The sequence below is a fragment of the Bacteroidia bacterium genome (assembly GCA_037045145.1).
GTDB lineage: Bacteria > Bacteroidota > Bacteroidia > AKYH767-A > OLB10 > OLB10.
This window is the reverse complement of sequence record JBAOIA010000012.1, coordinates 222,055-247,305: the sequence shown is the minus strand read 5'-3', so window position 1 is coordinate 247,305 and position 25,251 is coordinate 222,055. Positions and strand designations below refer to the sequence as shown.

Genomic DNA, 25,251 nt, shown 5'->3' with positions numbered 1-25,251 from the left:
ATTATTTTTTGTGTTAGTTAGACCATTTTTTTATTTCTTCGCAATGACTGAATTCAGGGTCAATTCTTACGTAGGTTGATTTCCGCTTTCTCACTATCCAGTCATCCATCAACTTAGCTTGTTTATGGCTTAATGCAGCCTGCTGAATACGTTGATAGTCGTCTGTAAGATTAGCAACGTGTGGTTGTGTGCGTTTTTTAAGCAGAAATATTTTATAATACTGTGCTCCATCGCGTGATGTGATTAATGCAGGGTTGCTTACTTCGCCTTCTTTTAGTTTGTCAAGCTGAAAAAACACCATGGCATCTACCTGATTGGCTTCAAAACGGGTATTACCTGTTGCCGGGTTAACCACATTGCCGCCATTGTTTTTTGAATCTTCTGCATCTGAGAATTGTATTGCTGCATCTTCAAATTTCATTTTACCACTTCTGATGTCAAAAGCAATACTATCTGCCTTAGCTTTTGTAGCTAACAAATCACTATTACTAACTTCTGGTTTCAGTAATATGTGACGTACATTGATTGTTTCTCCTCTGCGATCAATTAATTGTACCACGTGATAGCCAAATTTTGTTTCAATGATTGGTGAAATTTCACCTTTTTTCAATTTATAGGCCACAGCTTCAAACTCCGGAACAAACTGCCCTCTGGGCACATAACCCAATTCTCCGCCATTCTTTGCAGAGCCTGCATCCTGCGAATAAAGAATTGCAAGTGTTGCAAAATCCTCTCCTTTTAACAAACGGGTTCTTATATCTTCAAGCCTTGTTTTAACTTTACTTTTTTCTTCATCGGAGACAGCAATCTTAAATGCAATTTCTCCGTATTCCAATTCGGAGTTAATGTAAGGCAGGCTGTCTTTGGGTATGGAATTGAAGTATGCTTTTACATCAGCAGGTGATGCAGATGCTTTTCCTATTATTTTTTGTTGCATGGTTTGAGCCAGCAATTGTTCTTTTACTAAAGGACGAAATTCGTCTTTAATTTCAGGAACAGACTTCTGATAGTACTCTTCCAGTTTTTCTGTTGAGCCGTTAAATTGTTCTGTAAAATAGGCAATTCGCTTTTCAATTTCGCCTTCAACCTGCGCATCACTCACTGTAACACTGTCAATATTTGCATAGTGAATAAGTAATTTGGTAAGCAGCAACTGATCGAGTACATCACATTTTGCAGCCTCATCTTTGTAATGTCCTTGCGCAAGATACTGTTGGTATTGAGCCTCAAGGTCGGATTGCAGAATGATTTTATTTCCAACAATACCGATTATCTGATCTATGACAGTATCGGATTTTTGAGAATACAACTGCGAGGGTATAATGAATACCATGAAGAGAAGAACGGTTCTATTTATATATTTCAAAGTCATTATTTTTAAGTGCTTGATCAAATGCAGATTTCTGCATTTGCTCTATCAGAGCAAGTTTTCTTTTGTTTATAATCAGGTTCTTTATATTGTCTTTTACAAAGTCAAGTGGTGAAACACTTTCATTAGTTTTAAAATCGGTAATTTTTATAAGATAAATGTTTACTGAATCAGCAGTTTCAATATTTCTGTTGTTACGTAAAAACTCTTCTTTGTCATAAGTTTTAATCGGTACTCTTTTTAATAAGTCGTCAAATTGCATCCAATCGTTGTCGTTTAGAGAGTAGTCAATAGCATATTGAAAACAAAACTCTTCAAGAAGTTGCCTGTCTTTTTCTTTTGATGAGTTAAACCATGTTTTAAGTTTATCAATCTTTGGAGTTTTTTTAGCTGCTTTTATAAATGTGGCTTTTACAATATTACTTTTCAATAAAAAGTTTTGCTTATTATCATTGTAGTATTGTTCAATTTCCTGTTCTGTAACTGTTGTGTCAAGTCGCTGACGAACCAACTCTTGCTCGTAGGCAAAAGTGATTAAGGAATTACGATATTCCTGCAACTGCCGCTCTACATTTTTGTGTTCTTCAAGTAGATTACTTTCTGCCTGATGCAATACAATATTTTGTTTTATCCAATCGTCAATAAAACTTTTTACAATCATTGAACTGTCTTGTGGCGTGGCATCTTTAGGAACAAGATCTTTAATATCGTGTGAATATAAATACTTATCATAAACGCGGGCAATGGCATTTTTATTCTTATCCTTTTTGAAGTTTACCGGCAGATTGTTACAACTCATTAAAAAAACAGTTCCGGCAAATGCTAAAAGCAAGCCGGAACCATTAAATGTTATGTGTTGTTTTTTCAATATACTTTTTCTTACTTGGCAAACATAGATTTTAAAACATCTTCGTTTACTGAATAGCTGTATTTTTTACGCAATTCAGTGATCCATGATTTTTCAAGAAAATTCTGATAGTCGGCAGTAATCAATCCGCGTGCTTCGTCTAATTTTTTAGGTTGTGCTGCAAGTATAGATTTTACATCTACAAAAACCACCTGATTGTTATTATTCATATCAGCAGATAACCCCGTCTTCCATTCAAGTTTGTCAATAATTTCATTATCACCTTTAGCGTATTTACTGTCTTTAATGTTTATATTCAAAGATGAATCTTTGTTTAAAGTTGCTGCAATTTCACTGTCGGATTTTTTCTTTTTAATCATTTTTCTTGCCTCTTTTGCAACAGCAGCATCTTTACAAGTGTAAATTACAGCGTCTAAACGCTCACCCCACATGTAATTGTTTTTGTTTTTCTCATAAAACTGCTCTAATCCTGTGGTGTCTTTCACTGCTTTACTCCAAACCATTTTGTCTGTAAGGTCGAATAATAAAATACCATCTCTGTATTCATCCATCAATGCTTTAAAGTCTGGATATTTTCTATCTAACTGCGATTCTTCAAGTGCAATGCAAGCATCGGTCACAAAGTTCTCATACTGCGAATATGCTATTGCCTGAGAGGTGATGTCTTTTCTTTTTGTTTGATGCTTTGCAAGGTATGCTGCAAAATCAAATTCCGTATATTCTTTACCTGCCAGGTTAAACAAAGGTTTTGTTTTTTTCAATGCTGAAGAGTCGTTATATGTTCCATCGGCAAGTGTAGTGTCAAGCGATTTAATATAATCTTCTTTGTTGGCAACAAATTCTTTAAAGTTGTTTTCCTTCTTGATTTTAGCAACTAAAGAAGCTCTGCCCATTTCGTTACGGCTGTCGCGCATAATCTGATTCTTCAATTCATTTTTCTTTTCATCGAATGATGCTATACCACGTTTTTCTATACGTTTTATGATATGCCATCCATAAGCAGATTTTACAGGTGCCGAAACATCATTGTCTTTCAACAATGCAAAAGATGCCTTTTCGTATTCCGGTACCATTTTACCTGTTCCGAACCAAGGTAGTACACCGCCATTTACGGCAGAGCCTTTGTCATCAGAATATTGTTTTGCCAAATCATCAAATTTTTCACCTGCCTTGAACTTGGCATATATTTCATCTATCTTACGTTTAGCTTCTTTTTGTAAAGAGTCATTATCAGTTTTGTTAACTTTAATCATGATATGCGCAGTGTGTATTTCGCCAACTGCAGGACGAATGTCACTTACCTTAATGATATGATAACCGAAACGGGTTCTTACCGGCATTGATACCTGACCGGGCTTGGTATTGTAGGCAGCAGTTTCAAATGGATAAACCATTTGCAAGCCAGTAAAATAACCAAGGTCTCCACCATTTTCTTTTGCCGATGGATCTTCAGAACTATCACGAGCCATCTTTTCAAAGTCTGCACCTTTTACAATTTTTTCTCTGATTTTCATGATTCTGTTGTAAGCAGCCAAAGTATCTTTGGGTAGGGCATCACTGCTTAGTTTTATCAGGATATGGCTTGCTCTAACATCGTTTTGCAGTCGGTTATATGCCTCTTTAACTAAGTTGTCATTCACATCCTTGTCGGTGAGATAGGGTTGAGCCAATTGTTTACGATAGCCTGTTAGTTCATCTTTAAAAGCTGCCGAAGTATCCATTTTCAGCGATTCGGCTTCTTTAACTTTAAGTTTATAGTTGATAAAAAGCTCCATATAATCTCTGATGGATTTTTCATCGTTTGCTGTACCTTTATTGTTGTTTTTGTAATAAACCCTTTCGAATTCGGAGCGGGTGATGTTTTGTCCGGCAACATTAACTAAAACAGGATCGTTGGTTACTGCCGTTGTTGTGGCAATTACAGCTTTTGTTGGTTTTGCCACAGCACTGTTTGTTTTCTTTTGTGCATAGGCATTTGTGAACAAGCAGGAAATTAAAATAATTCCCAATGCATTAAAATTTTTCATTGTCTTGAAATTTAAGGAGGTGCAAATTTAAAAAAATTGATTAAACAGCTAACTCGGGCTAAAATATACGGTCGCTTATGAATCAAAAATGAAAGTGAAGAAAATGTGACTTAGTCGTACGACTCAAACTTAATGGCTTTCTTATCATATCCCATGGCCTCCAAGCGCTGACGAGCTTCTTTTAGCATATCGGCCCAGCCGCAGATAAAAAACTTTGCAGGGCGTTTATCAGCAAAAATTTCCTCATATATCTGATGCACATATCCTTTGCGCCCGGTCCATCCTTCGTTTTCCCGTGATAAAACAGGGATGAACTTAAACTGAGGATAATCTTTTTCCAGCTGTTCCATTTCCTGCCGGTAGAGTATGTCTTTTGTCCAGCGATTTCCAAAAACCATGTATAAGTTTTTATGTGGAATTTTACGATTAAGGATGTCAATTACCTGCGAACGTAATGGCGCAATTCCTGTGCCTGTACATATAAAACATAAATCTGTATCAATAGGTTCAGGAATCTGAAATTTACCTAATACTCTGGAAAGTTTAATGGTGGTTCCTACTTTGTAATTCTCCCACATATAGGGGGTTCCCATACCTTTTGGATTTAGTACTATACAAAGTTCAAAAATATTGTCGGTAGTAGGGGCAGAGGCTATTGAATAGCTTCTGTTGGTATATTTAGAGTCAATAGGTAAATCAACCATCACAAACTGTCCGGCTTTAAAACTAAATGGACGCTCATCGGGTACTTTTATAAAATAGCGTTTTACTACATCGTTCTCATCAATTATATCAATAATTGTTGCATCGTAAAATTCGTAGGCCATAATTTCTTTGTGTTAGATTGATTAATTTTTTCGCAGCCAAAATAAATAAAATCATAAAACAAAAAACGGTACCCTAATTAAAGAATACCGTCATTAACCATATACAATGAAAAAATCATCCTAAATAAGCCTTCAGAATTTTACTTCTGGAGGTATGTTTCAATCTGCGAATAGCTTTCTCTTTTATTTGCCGTACTCTTTCGCGTGTAAGTTCAAATCTTTCTCCAATTTCTTCAAGAGTCATTGCAGGTTCGGGTGTTAGCCCAAAATACAGTCTGATGACATCAGCTTCGCGGGGGGTTAAGGTTGTTAGTGCACGTTCAATTTCTCTTTTAAGTGATTCGCTCATCAATGAAACTTCCGGGCTTTGTCCATCTTCTGTAGGAATTAAATCAAGCATATTGCCATCCTCTCCCTGCAAGAGTGGTGCATCCATAGAAATATGTTTTCCTGCCGAACGAAGGGTATCGTTTATTTCATCAATGTTGGCATGAAGTACGTTTGCAATTTCCTCGTTTGAAGGTTCTCTTTCGAAATCTTGCTCAAGCTGTGCGTATGTTTTATTTATCTTATTGATAAAACCTAATTTATTTACAGGAAGCCTGACAATACGTGCCTGTTCGGAAATAGCTTGTAAAATGCTTTGGCGAATCCACCAAACCGCATACGAAATGAATTTAAACCCACGGGTTTCATCAAAGCGATAAGCAGCTTTTATTAGACCAAGATTACCTTCATTTATCAAATCACCAAGTGTTATACCCTGATTCTGATATTGTTTGGCAACAGAAACCACAAAACGAAGGTTCGATTTTGTCAACATTTCTAAAGCATGTTGGTCGCCCTCTTTAATTTTTCTGGCATACTTTACTTCTTCTTCCGATGTCAGTAATGGCAACTTACCAATCTCACTCAGGTATTTGTCTAAAGAATAGGTCTCGCGGTTGGTAACTTGTTTTGTAATTTTTAACTGACGCATAGTTTAATTGTTCTCCTGAAAATAATTATGAATAGTGAAACGCAACTGCACTGCAACAGTTACAGCACTATGAAAAGGTATTTGTATGAAAAGCAGTATATTTTCAATTAATCTTTCATAAACAATGAGAAGTAAAAAGAATAAGTGCAATTGTTTTAAATCAAAAACTTTGACAATACCTCTGAAAAACAGGATTTTGTGGAAAAAAGTAATGACAAAATTCTGATGAAAAAATTATGTAATGAAATAAGAAAAAAAAGTCTTTTTGCACATGTTTTTTAAATTTGCAGTGAATGAGAACTGAATTAGAACAAGAAGGAAATGCATCAGAGCATCTGGAGCAGGACGAACTCTTTGAGCATCACCGCATAATAGTGGATAGTGGGCAAGAGCAGGTGAGAATAGATAAGTTTCTTACCTCTAGAATGGCAAATGTTACACGCAACAGATTGCAGGTAGCCATTGATAATGGAAGTATTTTGGTAAATAATCTACCTACAAAGGCAAATTATAAGGTTAAACCCGGAGATATAATCAGAGTTGTATTACCTTATCCGGTTCGTGAAATTGAATTGTTATGCGAAGATATTCCTTTGAATATTGTGTATGAAGACAAATATATTGTAGTAGTAAATAAACCGGCTGGCATGGTTGTTCATCCTGCTTATGGTAATTATACCGGAACTTTGTCCAATGCAATGGCCGGGCATTTTTATCCTGAATTAAAAGGTCAGGCTTTGCCAAAAGATGTTTTTAAACCAGGCATGGCACACCGTATTGATAAAAACACATCGGGGTTGCTGGTAGTTGCAAAAGATGAGGATACACTTAATTATCTGGCTTTGCAGTTTTATGAACGCACCATCAGCAGAAACTATATTGCATTGGCATGGGGAGATTTAAAACTAGATAAAGGCGAAATAGAAGGCCATGTGGGTAGGAATAAAATCAACAGAAAAGTTATGGATGTATTTCCTGATGGCAGTCATGGCAAGTATGCAAAAACGCACTATGAGGTTATAGAACGGTTTGGATATGTTACTTTGTTAAAACTTAAATTAGAAACAGGGAGAACACATCAGATTCGAGTACACATGCAACATATTGGTCATCCTTTGTTTGGTGATTTTGAATATGGTGGCGATAAGATTTTAAAAGGCACAACAGAAAATAAATATAAATCATTTATACATAATTGTTTTGAACTGATGCCCTATCAGGCACTACATGCACAGTCACTCGGTTTTATGCATCCAGTAAATGGAGAGAGAAAATTTTTTGAAGCAGATCTGCCGGAGAATTTTCTGAATTTGTTGGAAAAATGGCGCAATTATACATCATCGTCACATCGTGACGGATGAAAGACATGACATCAAAGGTTCATTATTTTCAGAAAGAATATATTTGCGTCAAATCTTTATGCGTGATTTTTGTTGAATGATTAATGCCGAAAACATTACTCTTTTATTAGCAGCCTACATGTTTGGCTCCATTCCATCTGCTGTTTGGATAGGAAAGGTTTTTTTCAATACTGATGTTCGCGAGTACGGAAGCGGTAATGCCGGTGCAACAAATACATTTCGTGTGTTAGGCCCCAAAGCGGGAGTGCCTGTATTATTGATGGATATTGCCAAAGGCTGGATAGCAGTACAATTAGCTACTTATTTTGGGGAATATATGCCTGCAACACAACAGTTTATTAACTTTAAACTTACACTTGGTGCGGCAGCTTTATTAGGACATATTTTTCCTGTCTTTGCAGGATTCAGAGGTGGTAAAGGAGTAGCTACATTACTCGGAATTCTATGGGGTGTCAATCCACCTGCAGCAGTAATATGTATGGGCGTTTTTTTACTTTTCTTTTTAACAACAGGCTATGTTTCATTAGGCTCTATGGCTGCTGCTGTTTCTTTTCCATTTATTGTTATGTGGTGGCTAAATGAAACAGTAACGAGTATGAATGTTTTTGCAATTGCAGTTCCAATACTGGTGTTAATTACACATCAAAAAAATATTGAGCGTATTCTTAAAAGAACAGAGAACCGGGTTTACCTTTTCAGACGAAAGCACTAGAGATTTTAACACCTTTCAATAATTACTGCATAGCCCTGTCCTACACCAATACACATGGTGCAGAGTGCATATTTCTTTTTCGTTAGTATTAGCTGATGGGCTGCTGTTAGAATTATTCGCGCTCCCGACATTCCTAACGGATGACCTAAAGCAATGGCGCCTCCATTCGGATTTATTCTTTCATCCTTATCATCAAGTTTCCACTCACGGATGCAGGCCAACGACTGTGCTGCAAAAGCTTCGTTTAATTCAATTATATCAATTTGATTCCAGGTAAGTCCGGCTTTTTTCAGAGCAGCATTGGCAGCAGGAACAGGGCCTATGCCCATAATACGGGGTTCAACTCCGGCCACTGCCGATGACACTATGCGCACCATGGGTTTAAGTTCTGATGATTTAAGTGTTTCTTCGTTGGTAATCAAAAGTGCACACGCCCCATCATTCACACCTGATGCATTGCCAGCAGTCACACTTCCCTCTTTTCTGAAAGCAGCTTTTAGCTTTGAAAGAACTTCAATGGTGGTATCAGGTTTAATAAACTCATCATTTGAAACGAGTAAAGGATCACCTTTTTTTCGGGGAATGAGTACAGGTGTTATTTCTTGATTAAACCTTCCCTGGCTATTTGCCTTAGTTGCTTTTTGTTGAGAGTGTAAGGCAAAAAGATCCTGATCTTTTCTGTTGATGTTATATTGCACTGCTACATTTTCTGCTGTTTCTCCCATGGAGTCGGTGCCAAACATTTCTTTCATGCGAGGATTCACAAAACGCCATCCGATACTGGTATCAAAAAGTTGTACATCGCGTGCAAAGGCTGCCGAAGATTTTGACATGACAAACGGTGCTCTGCTCATACTTTCAACTCCACCGGCAATCATACAAGAGGTGTCGTCTGTGCGAATAGCACGGGCAGCACTAATTACTGCCGACATGCCAGAGGCACATAAACGATTCACAGTTTCGCCAGGTACCGTCACCGGTAGCCCTGCAAGTAAAACAGCCATACGAGCCACATCACGGTTGTCTTCTCCGGCTTGGTTGGCACAGCCTAAAATTACATCTTCAATTTTTTCTGGAGACAAACTGGCATTTCTTGTCATTAGCTCTTTAATCACCAGTGATGCCATATCATCAGGACGTACTGAAGACAATGCGCCACCATAGTTACCCACTGGTGTACGAATGCCATCAACTATATAAGCTTGTTTCATTTTTATTTAAAATATTCTTTGCTGGTACGATAAACAGTGCCTTTGAAAAAAGCTACTTTGACACCTTGCTGATTGCTGATAGTAATTTGATAGACTCCAATGCGATTGGTCAATGAAAGCTCTTCTGCTGTTGCAGTGAGTGTGTCGCCATTGTTTACCGGAGCAGGGTAGGAAATAGAACATTCTAAAGCCACAGATAACCTACCATAGGCATTGGAAGCAAAAGCCAGGGCACTGTCGGCTAAAGAAAATGCAATGCCACCATGTATTAAGCCGAAGCCATTGAGCATTTCTTCACGCACCTGCATTTGAATGATACTTTTTCCGGCTTCCATAACCAAACATTTAATGCCTAACCACTGACTGAAACGGTCATGTTCCATCATGTGGTTAACAACTTTTTGAGCATGTTTATGATTCTCCATGTGGGCAAAGATAATGAATGGTAACAAGGTACAAAAACGAGTAATATAGTGAAAAAAGCAAGGGCCTATTTTTTTTCCAATGCACCAATATCAGGGGCAGCACCTTGCGGTCTGATATTTCCGTCAATGTCTGTGTTGAGTTCAGGAACTGTCAGCAAGGCACCATCACCGGCATCAATGGCAGGAGACGTATCTTTTAATCTGAAATCATACTTGGCATAATCTTCAAACTGCGGATCCTGATTTTTAAATGTATTGATAAAAGCAGGTATTACACTCACAGGAGTCACTTTTTCGTCAACCTTTATCAGGCAATTTCTGAAACTGTAAGTATCTGCCAGACTGTCGAGCAAATCTTTTTCAATTTCATTGTCGTTATTGCCATAAATAATACAATTGTCAACGGTGATGCTTAGCGGAATGTGAACATTGGCAGTGCCATCATTCACAAAATCATTCATAAAAAATGCAGGCGTGCTGCGCTGCGAGTAGCGCCAATAATTGGCAATGGTATTTTGTTTTAAGGTATAATTACCGCCTTGCGAAAAAACAGCACCGTAACTTTTACAGTCGCTGATAATGTTGTTATAGGCTGTAATTTGAAAACTTCGTGCCAGCAAACCCACAGTCATATTTCGAATAACACTGTTGTAGATGTTCAATTGTGTAGGTGCATCACCGATGGTGCCGTCATACTGTACATCTTCGGCTTGCACACCATACAAACCATTTTTAATGATGGCATGATTGATTGTATTGACACCACCTTCGTTAATCCAGATTCTGTCCCACTGATTGGGGACCTCGCTGTAGGAATTTTCCAGGCGCGAACTGGTAAACAACACCGGATGTTCCAAAGTGCCATCAACTTGTAGATTGCCATACCTGTAAACCCATAAACCTGAATTGTTGTAGAAGTAAACTTTTGTTCCGGCATTAATCTTTAGTGTAAGACAACTATCAACCACAGCATAGCCATAAACAACATAGGGTAATAAACTGTCCCATTCAATAACAGTTCCACAAGGCGAACCTTCGCCAATGATGGAGTAGGGTAGTCCGCTGCCATCAGAAAATGTAATGGCATGTTTTGGTGTGATGAAGTGAGCATTTTTTCCATAAGCCACCAAATCTACATCCTGTATATTTCCATTGGTTTCAAAGATTATAGAGTCTGTAACAATAAATGGTGTTTTGTCACTTGTAGGATCAATAGTTACTTCAATAAAAATCCAAAGACTATCCTTGGCACGTATTTCAATGTCGTTAAGACTGTTGGCAGCTACACCATCAACATTCATTCTAAATGGAGAGCTTGTGCCACCTGCAAGTCTGATGGAAGAAATTTTTATAGGTCGATTATGATTGTTGTAAACCAAAAGGTATTGCGTGGTACTTCCTATTGATGCAAAAACGGTATCGAATAAAACCGTGTCTTCAGAAAAATTGAGTTTGGCAGAAGCATCGGTCAACAACTGATCTTTCCTGCAGGCAATAAGAACAACAAATAATTGTAATAAAAAAAATCTGAAAAAGTTGTTTTTATGCATGTTTTGTTTGGCTCAATAATTTGTACAGAATTTGAAAAGTATCTTTATGAAATTAGCTCAGTTAAATACCGGCAAGTTATTTACTAGAAGTAGCATTTCCGATAACAAGTCCAACATTAAAATAAAATGTACCGTATCGTGCTTCAGACTTGTAATATGCGGTGTTATCAAGTGCATCAGAAAGTCCGATACTATAACCTAAATCAAAAGTTATTATCCAGAAATCAACTCCAAGACCTGCATCAAAATTAAAAACACCATTATTGAAATTGTCTTCAAGTTCTCCAAGAGATACTTTGTCCAGGTCATCGCTCTTGGCACTTTTTGAAACTAAAACATTATAAGAAGGCCCAAGACTGAATCTGATTTTTGCATTTTCATCATCAAGAAGATTCAGTCCAAGACGAGCATTAAGTTTAATATCACTGCGTTGAAGATCGGTTTGAATATTTAAAGAATCATTGATGAAGGCTGTGGAGGTTTGCCAATAATAGATTCCGGGTTGAACATAAAACCGTCTTCCAATTCTGAAATCGGCACCGGCATGCCATCCCACACGTGCTTTGGTAGATTCATCGCTTTCCAGGTTTCTAAGTTTTGCAACAGACAAACCTACCTGAGGATTGAATGCAAACTGTGCAAATGATGCCATGCTACTCAGAAGTGCGGCCGTCAACAAAAGAATTCTTTTTGAAGTCATAAGATTTAAACGATAAAAATATAAAAATCTTATTAATCTGATGATATTAAAGGGAAATAAGTTGTTAACTTTCTAAAACTTTTCCTGTTTCTAATTTAATAATTCTAGCAGGAAAACGCTCAATCAAGGAATAATTATGTGTAGCCATTATTACTGAACATCGCGACTTACTGAGTTCAAAAAATAAGTTCATAATTTCATTACTTGTTTCAGGGTCGAGGTTACCCGATGGTTCATCAGCAAGAATGAGTTCGGGTTCGTTAAGTAATGCACGTGCAATGGCTAAACGCTGTTGTTCTCCTCCTGAAAGTTCATGTGGCATTTTGAATCCTTTAGTGCCTAAGCCCACTTTTTGCAGAACTTCATTTATCCTGTCGTCAGTTTTTTGTTTGTTGGTCCAACCTGTGGCTTTTAAAACAAATAGTAAGTTGTCTTTTGCAGTGCGGTCACCTAATAATTGAAAATCCTGAAATACGATGCCTAATTTTCTTCTTAAAAACGGGATTTCTTTATTCTTAAGCTTATTGAGACTGAATCCTGCAACATTGCCTTGTCCCTGATTTAATTTAATGTCACCAAATAAAACACGGAGCAACGAACTCTTTCCGCTACCAGTTTTACCAATAAGATAAACGAATTCATTTTTCTGAACATGCAGGTTGACACCTGTGAGAATCAGATTTTTTTTAACGTAAATGTTAGCTTCCTGAAGTGAAACAATGGTGTCCGTCATAAGTCTATTTTTTGAACCTTACCGAATGGGATTTCGGCAATTATTTTTAAAAGATATTCTTCTTTATCCGAAAGTCCGGCTTTGGCAATGGCTTTCTCCGGTCTGTCTGCTCTGAAATAGGCAATGAGTGTAAAGTTATCATCGCGCATTTGAACATAATCCGGAATTTTGGCTGTGCCTTTGATTTTAAGAAGATACATTATGGCAAATGTATATAGTCGTATTACTTGAAGATTTATATAATCAAAGTAATTATGCACTTTCATTTGTTCAAGAAAACAAATAGCCGGTATGTTGTTGAAATTCTAAAACAGCTTTGTTAAAAGTTTAAGAAATTTGTTGAGAGGTGTAATTTTTATGAAGAAGCATAGATATAATTACCTTTTTAAATGATTTTATAGGTTTAATATTAGACTCTTACATCAGGTTCCGGATGACCTATTCTGTTAATAGTAATTTTTGCTCTATGCAAAGAATTTTTCTGAGGTGATTTATTGATAGGAAATTAAGATTTTCTTACAAAACTACAATACATACCTTTTTCATGAGCGGTCACTTTTAAGGGGAAATAATTTTGATGGTAACAATAAAAAAGTGCCAGAAGTTTATTGACACAACATCAAAATCTGTTGCCTATGCGCAAGAATTTACTCAACATTTTTCTTACCTTGCTGATAGCTGCCGGTATGCACTACAAAAGTATGGCTACACACAGCATGGGTGCCGACCTTACCTACGAATGTGTAGGTGGAAATAATTATAAAATCAGGGTGGCTTTTTATCGGGATTGTATTGGAATCAATGCCCCGAACAATGTGAATGTTACCATAAGCTCTGCATCATGTGGGCAGCGCTTTACCCGCACACTTTTTCCTGTTCCCGGAACCGGGCAGGAAATAACACCACTTTGCCCTAATGCTTTATCAACCTGCAAAGGTGGGGTGTTTACCGGCATTCAGGAGTGGGTTTATGAAAGAGTGGTGACACTGCCGGCACAGTGTACGGACTGGACTTTTAGTTATGAGCTATGTTGTAGAAATGCTGCAATCAATACCATTACAAACCCATTGACAAATACTTTCTATATCTATGCTACTTTAAACAATACGATTTCTCCTTGTAATACTTCACCGGTTTTCAGTAACAAGCCGGTTCCTTTTGCATGTCTGGGTCAGGAATTGTGTTTTAATCATGGTGCATCAGATGCAGATGGCGATTCGTTAGTTTATGAGCTGATTACACCCAAACAAAATGATTCTACAGATGTAAGTTATATTGCACCATTTAGTGCATCGAATCCGTTAACGTCAAATCCTCCGGTAAGCTTCAATACCTCAACAGGAGATATTTGCATGACACCCACACAACTTGACATAACAGTAATGGCTGTATTAGTTAAAGAGTACAGAAATGGTGTGTTAATCGGCACTGTTGAGCGAGATATTCAGGTAACAGTAATCAATTGTAACAATACCCTGCCTACTTTATCAGGAATAAATGGCACCAATCAGTTTTCTGACACTATCTGTGCCAATCAGCCCTATTGTTTTAATGTTTATTCTAATGACCCTGATGCAGGGCAGAATCTAACTGTTGAGTATGACAGTTCTGTGACCTCAGCAACATTTACAACAGCAGGAACTCCACATCCAACGGGTACTTTCTGCTGGACACCCACAGATTCAGATATCAGCGGAGCGCCACGTTGCTTCACAATAAAAGTTACAGATGATAATTGCCCATGGCTGGGTAGTCAGATTTATTCCTATTGTTTAACAGTTGTAGGGGTTAGTGTAAATGCAGGTCCTGATCAGTTTATTACTTGCAGTGACCTTGCAACGGTTACGGCAACAGCTTCCGGTGGAACCGGAGGGCCATATACTTACCAATGGAGTAATGGATTTACCAATCCAACACAAACTGTAGGGCCGGGCACTTATATAGTAACAGTCAGTGATGGCATGTGCTCTGCTACGGATACTGTTGTAATACAATATATCTCTTTCCCTACGGCTAATTTTTCTGCTTCGCCTGCTTGTTTGAATGAAGCAATAACTTTTACAGATCAGTCAACAGTTTCAGGTAGTAGTATTATAAATTGGTTTTGGGATTTTGGTGATGGAAATACAACTACTGATCAAAATCCTACGCACACTTATGATAGTGTAGGCACATATAATGTTATGTTGGTTGTAACTACCAATTTTGGTTGTATAGACACCATTATTCAGCCTGTAACAATAAATCCACTACCAGTTCCGGTATTTACGTTGTTGCCGGGTTGTGCAGGCACAGCAGTTACATTGACCAATAATACGTTGGACAGTGTTATAAACTGGAATTGGAATTTAGGTAATGGACAAACTTCAACACAACAAAATCCATCAATTGTTTATTCCGATTCAGGGACCTATTATGTAAGTGTTACCATAACAGATATGTTTGGATGTACGGGCACAGCCAACGATTCGGTGACAATAGAGCCTGCTCCAATTGCAGCATTTACATTTACAGGCCCAACATGTATTGGCGATAGCTTTCTACTTAGCAATACATCAACAGGAAATATTATTTCTTATTTATGGAATTTCGGGGGTACGGATACTTCAAACTTACAAAACCCTATTGTCAGCTTTAATACTCCAGGTGTTCATCCGGTTACATTAACAGTAACATCAGCCAACGGTTGCGTCAGCACCTATGTTCAAAATATTACCATATCGCCACCTCCTGTTGTTAATGCCGGTGTTGATGCTGTAATTTGTCTTGGTCAGTCAGTGACAATAACTGCCAGCGGAGGATTAGCTTATCAATGGAGTAATGGACAAAATACCAACCCGATTAACGTTAGTCCTGCACAATCCACTACCTATACAGTTACAGTTACTGATGTTAATGGATGTGTTGCTGTTGACTCTGTTCTTGTAAACATAAATCAATTGCCTGCGGTAGTTGTTTCACCACCACAATCAATCTGTTTTGGTGATACTGCAACGCTTTCTGCTTCAGGAGGCGTAAGTTACTCATGGAATCCTGTTGGGTTGACAGGTTCAGTAATAAATGTAAATCCTAATGCATCATCAGTTTATACCGTTACTGTTACTGATGCAAATGGATGTACTGCAAATGCTCAAGTAAATTTAGTTGTGAATGCAATACCTATCGTAAATATTCCGACAACATTTGTTTGTGCCGGAAGTTTCACAACTATTGATGCAGGAAATACAGGTTCAACATATTTATGGTCAACAGGTGATACAACACAAACAATTGATGTTACCGCACCTGGCAACTACGCAGTAACGGTGACAAATAGTTTTGGGTGCTCTTCAACGGATACAGTATTGGTAACGCCCGGAGGCTCAATTACCAACAACCAGGCAAATATTTCGATGTGTCAGGGACTTACTGCAACATTGGATGCTGGCAATCCGGGCAACAGTTTTCTTTGGTCAACAGGAGCAACAACACAAACTATTATTGTGTCGGGCAGTGGTCAGTATTCAGTTACTATCACAAACCTTAACGGATGTACAGCCACAATAGTAAGTACCGTTCAGGTTAACCCATTGCCTTCGGCTGCTATTGCAATTAATGATGCTTGTATAAATCAAACCATTCAGTTTTCTGATAGCAGTACAATAAGCGTTGGAACTATTTCAAACTGGCAATGGAACTTTGGCGATAGCATAGTGTCACAAGCTCAGAATCCAACACATAATTTTGTGAATATAGGAACTTACAACATAAGCCTTGTAGTTACTTCTGCAGCGGGTTGTATGGATTCTACTTCACAGCCCATTACTATTTTTCCAAAACCTGTTGTGGCATTTACTGGCGCTAATACATGCCCTGGCAGTGCTATTCAATTCCAAAACAGTTCTTCTGTGTCAAATGGAAGTATCAACACCTATCATTGGAATTTTGGTGATGGCACAACTTCTTCGGCCTCGACACCTTCTCATACATACACTTCATCAGGAAATTATCAGGTTGCACTGACTGTAAACTCATCTGGCGGATGTGTGGATAGTCTGATTCAGCAAATCACTGTATATCCAAAACCTGTGGCTCAGTTTACGGCACCTGCTGTATGCCTTAATCAGCAAACTAATTTTAATAACCAGTCAACAGTAAATGGAAATAATATCAGTTCATGGGCTTGGAACTTTGGTAACGGTAATGTTTCTAACGTACAAAGTCCGTCAATGACTTATCAATCGCCAGGAGTTTATAATGTTCAGTTGATTGTTCAGACAGTACATCAATGTTCTGATACTATTATTAAGCCAATTACAATTCATGCATTATCTATGGCAGATGCCGGTATCAATCAATCGGTTTGTTTAGGGAATCAGGTTGTTCTTACAGCAAGTGGTGGGTTAACCTATAATTGGACACCTGTTGCTTCAAATTCAAATGTATTAGCACTGACACCTCTGACAACACAGACCTATTATGTAAGTGTTACTGACAGTAATAATTGTGCTGCAACAGACAGTGTTGTTGTAACAGTGTTATTACCTCCAACAGCAGACGCAGGTGTAAATAAAAGTATCTGCAAAGGTGGTTCAACTACATTAACAGCAACCGGTGGTGGCACCTATTTATGGACGCCAACTTCGCAAACATCGTCTGCGTTAACAGTTTCACCGGCAAATAGCACAATGTATTCTGTAGTGGTGACAGCACCCAATGGATGTACAGCATCCGATTCAGTATTTGTAACCGTAAATTCTTTGCCATTGGCAAATGCCGGCCCTAACAGAAATATTTGTCAGAATCAGGCTATATCTTTTTCAGCAAGTGGTGGAGTTTCTTACCTCTGGTTTCCGACAGGTGACACTACTGCCACCATTACGGTTAATCCGGCAACTACTGCTTCCTACACTGTTGAAGTGACCGATATTAACGGTTGTAAAGCAATGGATACGATGATTGTTACCGTATTGCCTCGCCCAATCGTGAATTTAACTGATACTTTTGTTTGTATTGGCTACAATGCGACATTAGATGCAGGAAATGCAGGCTCAGCCTTTCAATGGATTCCAAATGGTGAAACAACACAATCTATTCAGGTTTCAACAGCAGGAAACTATGGCGTAATTGTGATTGCTGCCAATGGTTGTACTGCTTATGATGAGGCAATTGTAACAGTTAGTGACTCGCTGATAAATAGTGCTGTTAATGTTGCAATTTGTTCAGGTCAGACAACTACACTTAATGCCGGTAATGCAGGTTCGACCTATTTATGGTCAACAGGAGCTACAACAGCATCCATTACAGTTGCTTCACAGGGGACATACACAGTGACTGTGACAGGTACAGATGGATGCTCTGCAGTCTTTAATAATCAGGTTAATGTTAATCCATTACCACTACTGCAATTTACTGCATCACCATTATGTTTTGGCAGCCCAACACAGTTTGTGAATCTCTCAGGCATTCCTTCAGGCAGTATCAATAGTTTCTACTGGAGCTTTGGCGATGGTACTACTGATACTTCTGCTAATACCTCTTATCAGTATCCATTAGCAGGAACATACAATGTATCGTTAGTTGCTGTTTCAGCTTCAGGTTGTGCAGATTCCTTAACACAACAAGTTACAGTACACAATATTCCTGATGCAAAGTTTGCAGCTAACAATGTCTGTAAAAATATACAGACTACATTTAATGATCAGTCATCTGTTGCAAATGGAACTATCGTTGCATGGGATTGGGATTTTGGCGATGGTGTATCTTCTCAAAGTAAAAACCCTTTACATACCTATGCTTCAAACGGAATCTATCCTGTTGATCTGAGAGTAACTTCCAATCATGGATGTAGTGATTTATACACTGATACTGTAGAAGTATTTGCATTACCTCAACCACAAATAGCATTGACAAATAATTGTATTAATATTCCTGTTAGTATGATTGATGCTTCTGACACTTCAGGCATTTCAACTACAAACTGGCAATGGAGTTTTGGTGACGGTAGTTTTTCTTCAATCCAGTCACCTGTGCATAGTTATGCAACGGCAGGCAACTACATGGTGACACTACAAACTACAAATAGCAATGGTTGTATTTCTAATGATACAACCTTTATTGATGCATATCCAAATCCGATGGCTGCTTTTACAGGTGGTCCGGGTTGTGAAGGTGCACCTGTAAGTTTTACCAATAGCAGTACAATATCATCAGGTACTATCAACGGATATCAATGGCTTTTTGGAGACAGCAGTTCAAGTCAGGTAACAAATCCTGAACATACATTTACTCCAGCAGGAAACTATACAGTTACATTAATTGCTACTTCCGATCAGGGATGTATTGATTCTACACAGGCAACTGTTGTGATACATCAGAATCCTGTTGCACAGTTTCAATATTCAAATCATGCAGGATGCGGACCTTTGCCTGTTCAGTTTTATGACTACTCACAGTCACCAGACGGAAGTATTGTAAACTGGGACTGGAGTTTTGGTGATGGCAATACTGACTCTGTTCAGAATCCATTAAACACTTATGTGCAAACCGGAGTTTACAATGTTGTGCTTACAGTTACATCTCAATTTGGTTGTGTAAATACTGATACTGCTTACAATGCAGTAACGGTTTACCCAAATCCAGTTGCAGGCTTTACCCCTGATCCGCATGAGACAAATATTTTAAATCCTGTAATTAATTTTATCAACCAAAGTGCAGGTGCTGTTTCATGGGATTGGACTTTTGGTGATGGACATACTTCCGGTAATTATTCGCCAACACATGCCTATGGTGATACAGGGTGGTATAATGTTAGTCAGATTGTAGTGAATTCATTCGGTTGTCGTGACTCTGCTTATGATAAAGTTTATATTGCACCAATAACAACCTTTTATATTCCTAATGCATTTACTCCTAATAACGATGGCACCAATGAAGAGTTTGACATTAAAGGGATAAATATTCTTGATTACACACTGTTAATACACGATCGTTGGGGTGAGTTGATTTTTGAAGGCGATAATAAAGGATGGGATGGCAGAGTAAAAGGTAAATCAACAGCAGCCAAGCAGGATGTTTATGTCTATACCGTTGTTGCTAAAGATGTATTTGGCAAATATCATAAAATGGTTGGGCATGTAACTTTATTAAGATAATTATTCTTCGGCTACAGCACCGCCTTTATAAAGTTGTTTGGCATATTTAAGAGAAGGAGAAGGAATAAATTTTCCTAACCCTAATTTATTCCATACGGTATCTATTCTTTCAATTGTAGCTGCCTCTGAGGCAAGGATATTTGGCCAGTCGCGCTGAAAGCCATCGTAAGCTTTTGTTTTTCTTGTACCATCAAAAATAATTGTGGTTCCGTTTGAATGTTCAATAAAAAAGTAATCTCTTTTCGGATCAACATTGTTGGAGAAACGCCATACATTGTCTGCAATATCATTAATGTTGAGCGTGTGTTCTAAAAATATAATTGTTTTTACTGAAGTAAAAAAAGGAATCGTCAGGAGTGACTTAGCTGCTTCTTTCACATGATTTTTTCGACTTTTTTCTATTGATACAAAAACAACAGAAATGTTTTTATTAAATAATGTTGCGTTTAAGCCATTTATCTCAGGCATGATCTTTTTTACTTCGTCAATGCCGGGTATGTTCGCTGTAGAGGCCACAAAAGGTTTTGTATCAAATAATTCTTCTGCAAATTTTTTGGTAGCATCAATACCTAATTTTCCTCCAAAAGCCATAGTAGAGCAGGAGTGGTCTAAAACATCTGTTGGCCCAGAGCTGAACGTGAAATCTGTTGAAGGATTGGTGTTTTCTGATATGTATTTAGCTACTTCCTCATTGTTATGAATATTCACATCACCATCAACTACAATCATCATTTTAGTAAACATCATTTGCCCGGCTCCCCATAATGCATTCATTACCTTCAGTGCTTGCCCTGGATAGTCTTTTTTTATTTTTACAATAACCAGATTATGAAAAACGCCTTCAACCGGTAGCACCATATCCACAATTTCAGGAACCATGGTCATTTTAATAGGAGCAAGAAAAATTCTCTCTGTGGCTTTTCCTATCCAGGCATCTTCCTGTGGCGGAATACCTACTATTGTTGCAGGATATATGGCATCTTTTTTATGTGTAATACAGGTTATATGGAATTTCGGATAATAGTCCGCCAACGAATAATATCCTGTATGATCTCCAAAAGGGCCTTCTAAAATTAACTCTTCATTAGGGTCAATATAACCTTCAATTACTATGTCGGCATCAGCAGGAACCTGCATGTCCTGAGTCAGGCATTGAACTAATGAAACACTTTTTTTGCGGATAAATCCTGCCAGTAAAAATTCATCAACCCCATCGGGCAATGGTGCTGTGGCACAATATGAATAGGCAGGGTCGCCACCAAGTGTAACTACTACGGGCATTCTTTGATTTGCCTTTTTATATTCATTAAAATGTCGGGCACTCACTTTATGTCTATGCCAATGCATTGCAGTCATATCCTTTCCAAAAACCTGCATTCGGTATAAACCGACATTACGAATGCCTGTATGCAAATCCTTAGTTTGAATGACAGGGAGTGTAAGGAAAGGACCACCATCTTCAGGCCAGCATTTCAACACAGGGAATCGTGTAATGTCAATTTCTTTCATCACCACCTGCTGACAATCTCCACGACCTGAAATAACTTTTGGCATCCATGAAGCTATGTTACTAAGTTGTGGCAGCATTTTTAATTTATCAATAAAACTGCTTTTGGGAGCAGTCATGTTTTTAAATAACAGCTCAATTTCTTTTGCAACATCATCGAGATTTGCAACACCCAATGCCATGGCCATTCTCTTTTCAGTGCCCATGCTGTTGATGAGCAATGGAAAATCATAACCTGTATTTTCAAATAATAATGCAGGTCCGTATTGCTTTGAGATGCGGTCGGTGACTTCTGTTATTTCCAGATGTGGGTTAACATATTCCTTTATCCGGACTAATTCGCCACTTTGCTCCAAAACCTGAATAAAATGTGCTAAACTTTTATATGCCATGAAAAACAATGTATATGAATTGCAAAACTAACAACAATGAATGATTTAATCGGCAATTGAAAACTACAGAAGTTAAGGTTTGCTGGAATAGCTTAATTTTGCATGAATATTATACTATGACAGTTTATATAATACTTACTGCTGTTATCACTGCAGTTGTAGTTTACTTTATTGTTCAGCAAAAGCTGAATGCAGAAATCAGAAGTATCAAACAATTGCTTTCTGAAAAAGAAATTGCTGTGGGCAGTATGGAGGTTTCGTTACATGAAGCAAGATCAAGAATTCTTGACGCAGAAAATTTGTTTTCGCAAGAGCGTGATTCAATGCTGAAATTAACTGCAGAACATGCTTCATTGAATACAAAAAACACTGATTTGCAGGAAAAACTAAATGCGCAAAAAACAGAGATAGAGCAACTGCAACAACGGTTTAAAACTGAGTTTGAGAATCTGGCAAATAAAATCCTTGAAGAGAAAAGTGTAAAGTTTACAGAGCAGAACAGAATAAATCTTGACTTAGTATTAAATCCCTTGAAAGAAAAGATTAAAGATTTTGAAGACAAGGTTGAAAAGACCTATAAAACAGAATCATCAGAACGTATCTCTTTAAAAGAACAGATTAAAAATTTGCTTGATTTGAATAAACAACTTAGCAGTGAAGCAAACAATCTCGCTACTGCATTAAAAGGTGACAATAAAATGCAGGGTAACTGGGGTGAAATGGTGTTGGAAAAAATTCTTGAGTCGTCAGGACTTATTAAAGATCAGGAATACAGAACGCAGGTTGTTACCACAAACATTGAAGGAGACAGAATTAAACCTGATGTGATGGTTTTCCTTCCGGAGCAAAAACATTTAATCATTGACTCCAAAGTGTCGCTTGTGGCTTATAGTCAAATGATTTCTTCTGCGGATGAAACGGAACGAAGCAAAGCAACAGCATTACATATTCAGTCTGTAAAAAATCATATAAAACTTTTAAGTGAAAAGGGTTATCAGACAGCAGCCGGATACAATACTCCTGATTTTGTTTTGTTGTTTATGCCAATTGAACCTGCTTTTAGTGTTGTTATGCAAGCTGATCCTGAAATTTATCAATTTGCATGGGATAAAAAGATTGTGATTGTAAGTCCCACCACATTGTTGGCAACCTTACGAACGGTTGCCAGTATCTGGAAGCAAGAACGTCAGGTGAAGAACGCATTACTCATTGCCGAAGAAGGCGGTAAGATGTATGACAAACTAGTGCTGTTTATTGCCGATATGATATCCATTGGAAAGAAAATGGATGGTGCTAAAGAAGATTATGTTGAAGCTATGAAAAAACTGACAGATGGGTCGGGAAATCTTATAGGCAAAGCACAAAAAATGAAAGAACTTGGAGCTAAGGCACAAAAAAGTTTGCCTCAGTCATTAATTGAAAGAGCAGGTGAATAAATTAATCATTGTGTTACTGTTTTTTTTAGCGTCTTGCAGTGGAGTGCACCGCATCAGTAATAGTGATTTATCATGGTTGTATCGGGATAGCCGCAAAGAAAAACCTGAATTTTTACTTTATAACCATGCTAATGACAGCAGTACTATCTTTTTAAAAATGCCCGTTTCATTTGTACCATATCAAAAAAACAAGAGTGGAGAGCAAAGTGCAGACATGTTCCTGAAAATAACTGTGTTCCCATCATACGAGAATAAAAAAATATTGGATACATCATCGTTTCATTTCACTGCTCCCTTTACAGATGATTCAACAGCATTTATATTAAAACGATTTTATGTAAGAAGGCCTGCAGATAAATCCTTACTCATGTTAAATCTTTACGATGTTCAAGGTGAGCTACTCAATCAAAGCTTTCTAAATGAGGATAGCAGTACGCAGGGAAGCAATGCATTTCTTTTTTATGAAGAAGGAAAAGATTATCCACTATTTTCAACCGTATTAGGTACAACAAAAAATATCAGCATTACATGCAATGATACAAATCAACTGTTGTGGGTGCGTTGCTTTTTCAGAGAATATCCCATTGCACACCCACCCTTCAGTAATAAGCAGCCTGTTGTATTCTCATATAATTCCGATAGCACATTTCACCTTCACCGCGATACATCCGGATTTTATCAATTTAGGAGTACCGGAAAAGGAATCTATCATTTGCAGTATGATACCATACAAAAATCAGGTGCTGTGTTGTATAATTTTGGAGATGATTATCCTCTTGTCACCGATGCCAATCAGATGGTAGCAGCATTGCGCTATATGACTACGGCAGGAGAATATGAAAAGATACAACAGGCAGCGGATAAAAAAGAAGCTATTGATCAGTTCTGGATAGATGTTTCAGGAAGCAAGGAGAGAGCAAGGTTTCTGATAAAAATATTTTATACCAGAATGCAAAATGCCAATCGTTTTTTCACCTCTTATCTTCAAGGATGGAAAACCGATAAGGGAATGATATATCTTATTTTTGGTTCACCAAAAACTGTTTATAAAACAAGCGAATCGGAATTTTGGGATTATGGATATTTCAAAGGTTATGGCAACCTGAATTTTACTTTCAAAAAAATAGAAAACCCTTTTACGGGTAATGATTACATTCTTGTCCGATCAGCTGCTTATGAGCCTGTTTGGTATATTGCCGTTGACCATTGGCGACAAGGTAGAATAATACAAACTAATGAGTAATGAACAATTAATTTATGGCACACGTGCTGTTATGGAAGCCGTGAATGCAGGAAAGGATATTGAGAAAATATTTATTCAAAAAGGCATCAACAATAGTTTAGTGAATGAGCTAAGGCAACTGCTTGCTAAGAATAACATCCCTTTTCAGGTGGTGCCCGATTTTAAACTAAACAAACTTACCAAAGGAAATCATCAGGGTGTTGTTTGTATTTTATCCACCATCACCTATTACAAAACAGAAGACATTATTCCCTTGGTGTTTGAAAGAGGGGAGGTGCCATTGTTTCTGATGATTGACCGTGTTACAGATGTCCGCAACGTAGGTGCTATGGCTCGCACTGCTGCCTGTGCAGGAGTACATGCTATCATAATTCCCGATCAAGGTTCAGCGCAACTGAATGCCGATGCCATTAAAACTTCGGCAGGCGCATTACACAACATTCCTGTTTGCCGTGAGAAAAATCTTAAACTCACGATTGAATATTTGAAAGGTTCCGGAATCAAAATTGTAGCAGCAACAGAAAAAGCCAGTCAGCCTTATTTTGCATCAGACCTGAAAGTGCCTTGTTGTATCATCATGGGAAGTGAGGATAGTGGCATTTCAACCGAATATCTGAAGCGTGCAGACGAGAAGGTGATTATACCTATGAACAATGTAGTTCAATCGTTAAATGTTTCTGTTGCCGCAGGCATCATACTTTTTGAAGCATTCAGGCAGCGAAACAACTAAAATACAGTTAACTAAGTCTTTCACGTTCATCAACAATTTTAATTTAAA

18 protein-coding genes are annotated in these 25,251 nt (G+C 37.8%); 6 read left to right on the top strand and 12 right to left on the bottom strand.

What is annotated here, in order from left to right; all coding sequences use genetic code 11:
• Positions 1 to 13: 13 nt before the first annotated feature.
• From V9G42_10435 to V9G42_10415, 5 genes are all read right to left on the bottom strand, one after another.
• The gene (locus V9G42_10435) at positions 14 to 1,333 is read right to left on the bottom strand and encodes a peptidylprolyl isomerase (protein MEI2759831.1); all 1,320 of its coding nucleotides are present in this window, start codon (positions 1,331 to 1,333) and stop codon (positions 14 to 16) included.
• Between the two features lie 16 nt (positions 1,334 to 1,349).
• Positions 1,350 to 2,237: a hypothetical protein gene (locus V9G42_10430; GenBank protein ID MEI2759830.1), complete on the bottom strand. Its 888-nt coding sequence runs from the start codon at positions 2,235 to 2,237 to the stop codon at positions 1,350 to 1,352.
• A gap of 11 nt (positions 2,238 to 2,248) precedes the next feature.
• Entirely contained in the window at positions 2,249 to 4,264 is a 2,016-nt protein-coding gene (locus tag V9G42_10425) for a peptidylprolyl isomerase (GenBank protein MEI2759829.1), read from the bottom strand.
• Between the two features lie 110 nt (positions 4,265 to 4,374).
• Complete coding sequence (locus V9G42_10420) at positions 4,375 to 5,091, bottom strand: FAD-binding oxidoreductase (protein ID MEI2759828.1); 717 nt, start codon at positions 5,089 to 5,091, stop codon at positions 4,375 to 4,377.
• A 115-nt stretch (positions 5,092 to 5,206) separates the two neighbouring features.
• The gene (locus V9G42_10415; protein ID MEI2759827.1) at positions 5,207 to 6,070 is read right to left on the bottom strand and encodes a sigma-70 family RNA polymerase sigma factor; all 864 of its coding nucleotides are present in this window, start codon (positions 6,068 to 6,070) and stop codon (positions 5,207 to 5,209) included.
• Positions 6,071 to 6,363: 293 nt separating this feature from the next.
• Here V9G42_10415 and V9G42_10410 point away from each other — a divergent pair, with 293 nt between their 5' ends.
• On the top strand, positions 6,364 to 7,431 hold the full coding sequence (locus tag V9G42_10410) for an RluA family pseudouridine synthase (GenBank protein ID MEI2759826.1): 1,068 nt from the start codon (positions 6,364 to 6,366) through the stop codon (positions 7,429 to 7,431).
• A gap of 76 nt (positions 7,432 to 7,507) precedes the next feature.
• Positions 7,508 to 8,143, top strand: a complete 636-nt coding sequence (gene plsY, locus V9G42_10405; GenBank protein ID MEI2759825.1) for a glycerol-3-phosphate 1-O-acyltransferase PlsY — start codon at positions 7,508 to 7,510, stop codon at positions 8,141 to 8,143.
• Positions 8,144 to 8,148: 5 nt separating this feature from the next.
• Here plsY and pcaF read toward each other — a convergent pair whose 3' ends face one another.
• The 6 genes from pcaF to V9G42_10375 form a co-directional block, all read right to left on the bottom strand.
• Positions 8,149 to 9,354, bottom strand: coding sequence for a 3-oxoadipyl-CoA thiolase (gene pcaF / locus V9G42_10400; protein MEI2759824.1), 1,206 nt, complete (start codon positions 9,352 to 9,354; stop codon positions 8,149 to 8,151).
• 2 nt (positions 9,355 to 9,356) lie between these two features.
• The gene (paaI, locus tag V9G42_10395) at positions 9,357 to 9,779 is read right to left on the bottom strand and encodes a hydroxyphenylacetyl-CoA thioesterase PaaI (protein MEI2759823.1); all 423 of its coding nucleotides are present in this window, start codon (positions 9,777 to 9,779) and stop codon (positions 9,357 to 9,359) included.
• Between the two features lie 65 nt (positions 9,780 to 9,844).
• Complete coding sequence (locus tag V9G42_10390) at positions 9,845 to 11,329, bottom strand: choice-of-anchor Q domain-containing protein (protein MEI2759822.1); 1,485 nt, start codon at positions 11,327 to 11,329, stop codon at positions 9,845 to 9,847.
• Between the two features lie 76 nt (positions 11,330 to 11,405).
• Positions 11,406 to 12,029, bottom strand: a complete 624-nt coding sequence (locus V9G42_10385) for an outer membrane beta-barrel protein (protein MEI2759821.1) — start codon at positions 12,027 to 12,029, stop codon at positions 11,406 to 11,408.
• 64 nt (positions 12,030 to 12,093) lie between these two features.
• The gene (locus V9G42_10380) at positions 12,094 to 12,762 is read right to left on the bottom strand and encodes an ATP-binding cassette domain-containing protein (GenBank protein ID MEI2759820.1); all 669 of its coding nucleotides are present in this window, start codon (positions 12,760 to 12,762) and stop codon (positions 12,094 to 12,096) included.
• A complete protein-coding gene (locus tag V9G42_10375) occupies positions 12,759 to 12,962 on the bottom strand; it encodes a fructose-6-phosphate aldolase (protein ID MEI2759819.1) in 204 nt (67 codons plus the stop codon). The genes V9G42_10380 and V9G42_10375 overlap by 4 nt, the downstream gene beginning before the upstream one ends.
• Positions 12,963 to 13,397: 435 nt before the next feature.
• Between V9G42_10375 and V9G42_10370 the strand changes: the two genes are divergently transcribed.
• Complete coding sequence (locus V9G42_10370) at positions 13,398 to 19,895, top strand: PKD domain-containing protein (GenBank protein ID MEI2759818.1); 6,498 nt, start codon at positions 13,398 to 13,400, stop codon at positions 19,893 to 19,895.
• Here V9G42_10370 and V9G42_10365 read toward each other — a convergent pair whose 3' ends face one another.
• Positions 19,896 to 21,794 (bottom strand): menaquinone biosynthesis decarboxylase, encoded by a 1,899-nt coding sequence (locus V9G42_10365; GenBank protein ID MEI2759817.1) that lies wholly within the window; start codon positions 21,792 to 21,794, stop codon positions 19,896 to 19,898.
• Between the two features lie 116 nt (positions 21,795 to 21,910).
• Between V9G42_10365 and rmuC the strand changes: the two genes are divergently transcribed.
• Genes rmuC through rlmB form a run of 3 tightly spaced genes read left to right on the top strand, consistent with a single transcriptional unit; the run spans position 21,911 to position 25,203 of the window.
• Entirely contained in the window at positions 21,911 to 23,230 is a 1,320-nt protein-coding gene (rmuC, locus tag V9G42_10360) for a DNA recombination protein RmuC (protein ID MEI2759816.1), read from the top strand.
• Positions 23,223 to 24,473 (top strand): GWxTD domain-containing protein, encoded by a 1,251-nt coding sequence (locus V9G42_10355; protein MEI2759815.1) that lies wholly within the window; start codon positions 23,223 to 23,225, stop codon positions 24,471 to 24,473. The genes rmuC and V9G42_10355 overlap by 8 nt, the downstream gene beginning before the upstream one ends.
• The gene (gene rlmB, locus V9G42_10350) at positions 24,466 to 25,203 is read left to right on the top strand and encodes a 23S rRNA (guanosine(2251)-2'-O)-methyltransferase RlmB (GenBank protein ID MEI2759814.1); all 738 of its coding nucleotides are present in this window, start codon (positions 24,466 to 24,468) and stop codon (positions 25,201 to 25,203) included. Before V9G42_10355 ends, rlmB begins: the two co-directional genes overlap by 8 nt.
• The last annotated feature ends 48 nt before the right edge of the window (positions 25,204 to 25,251 follow it).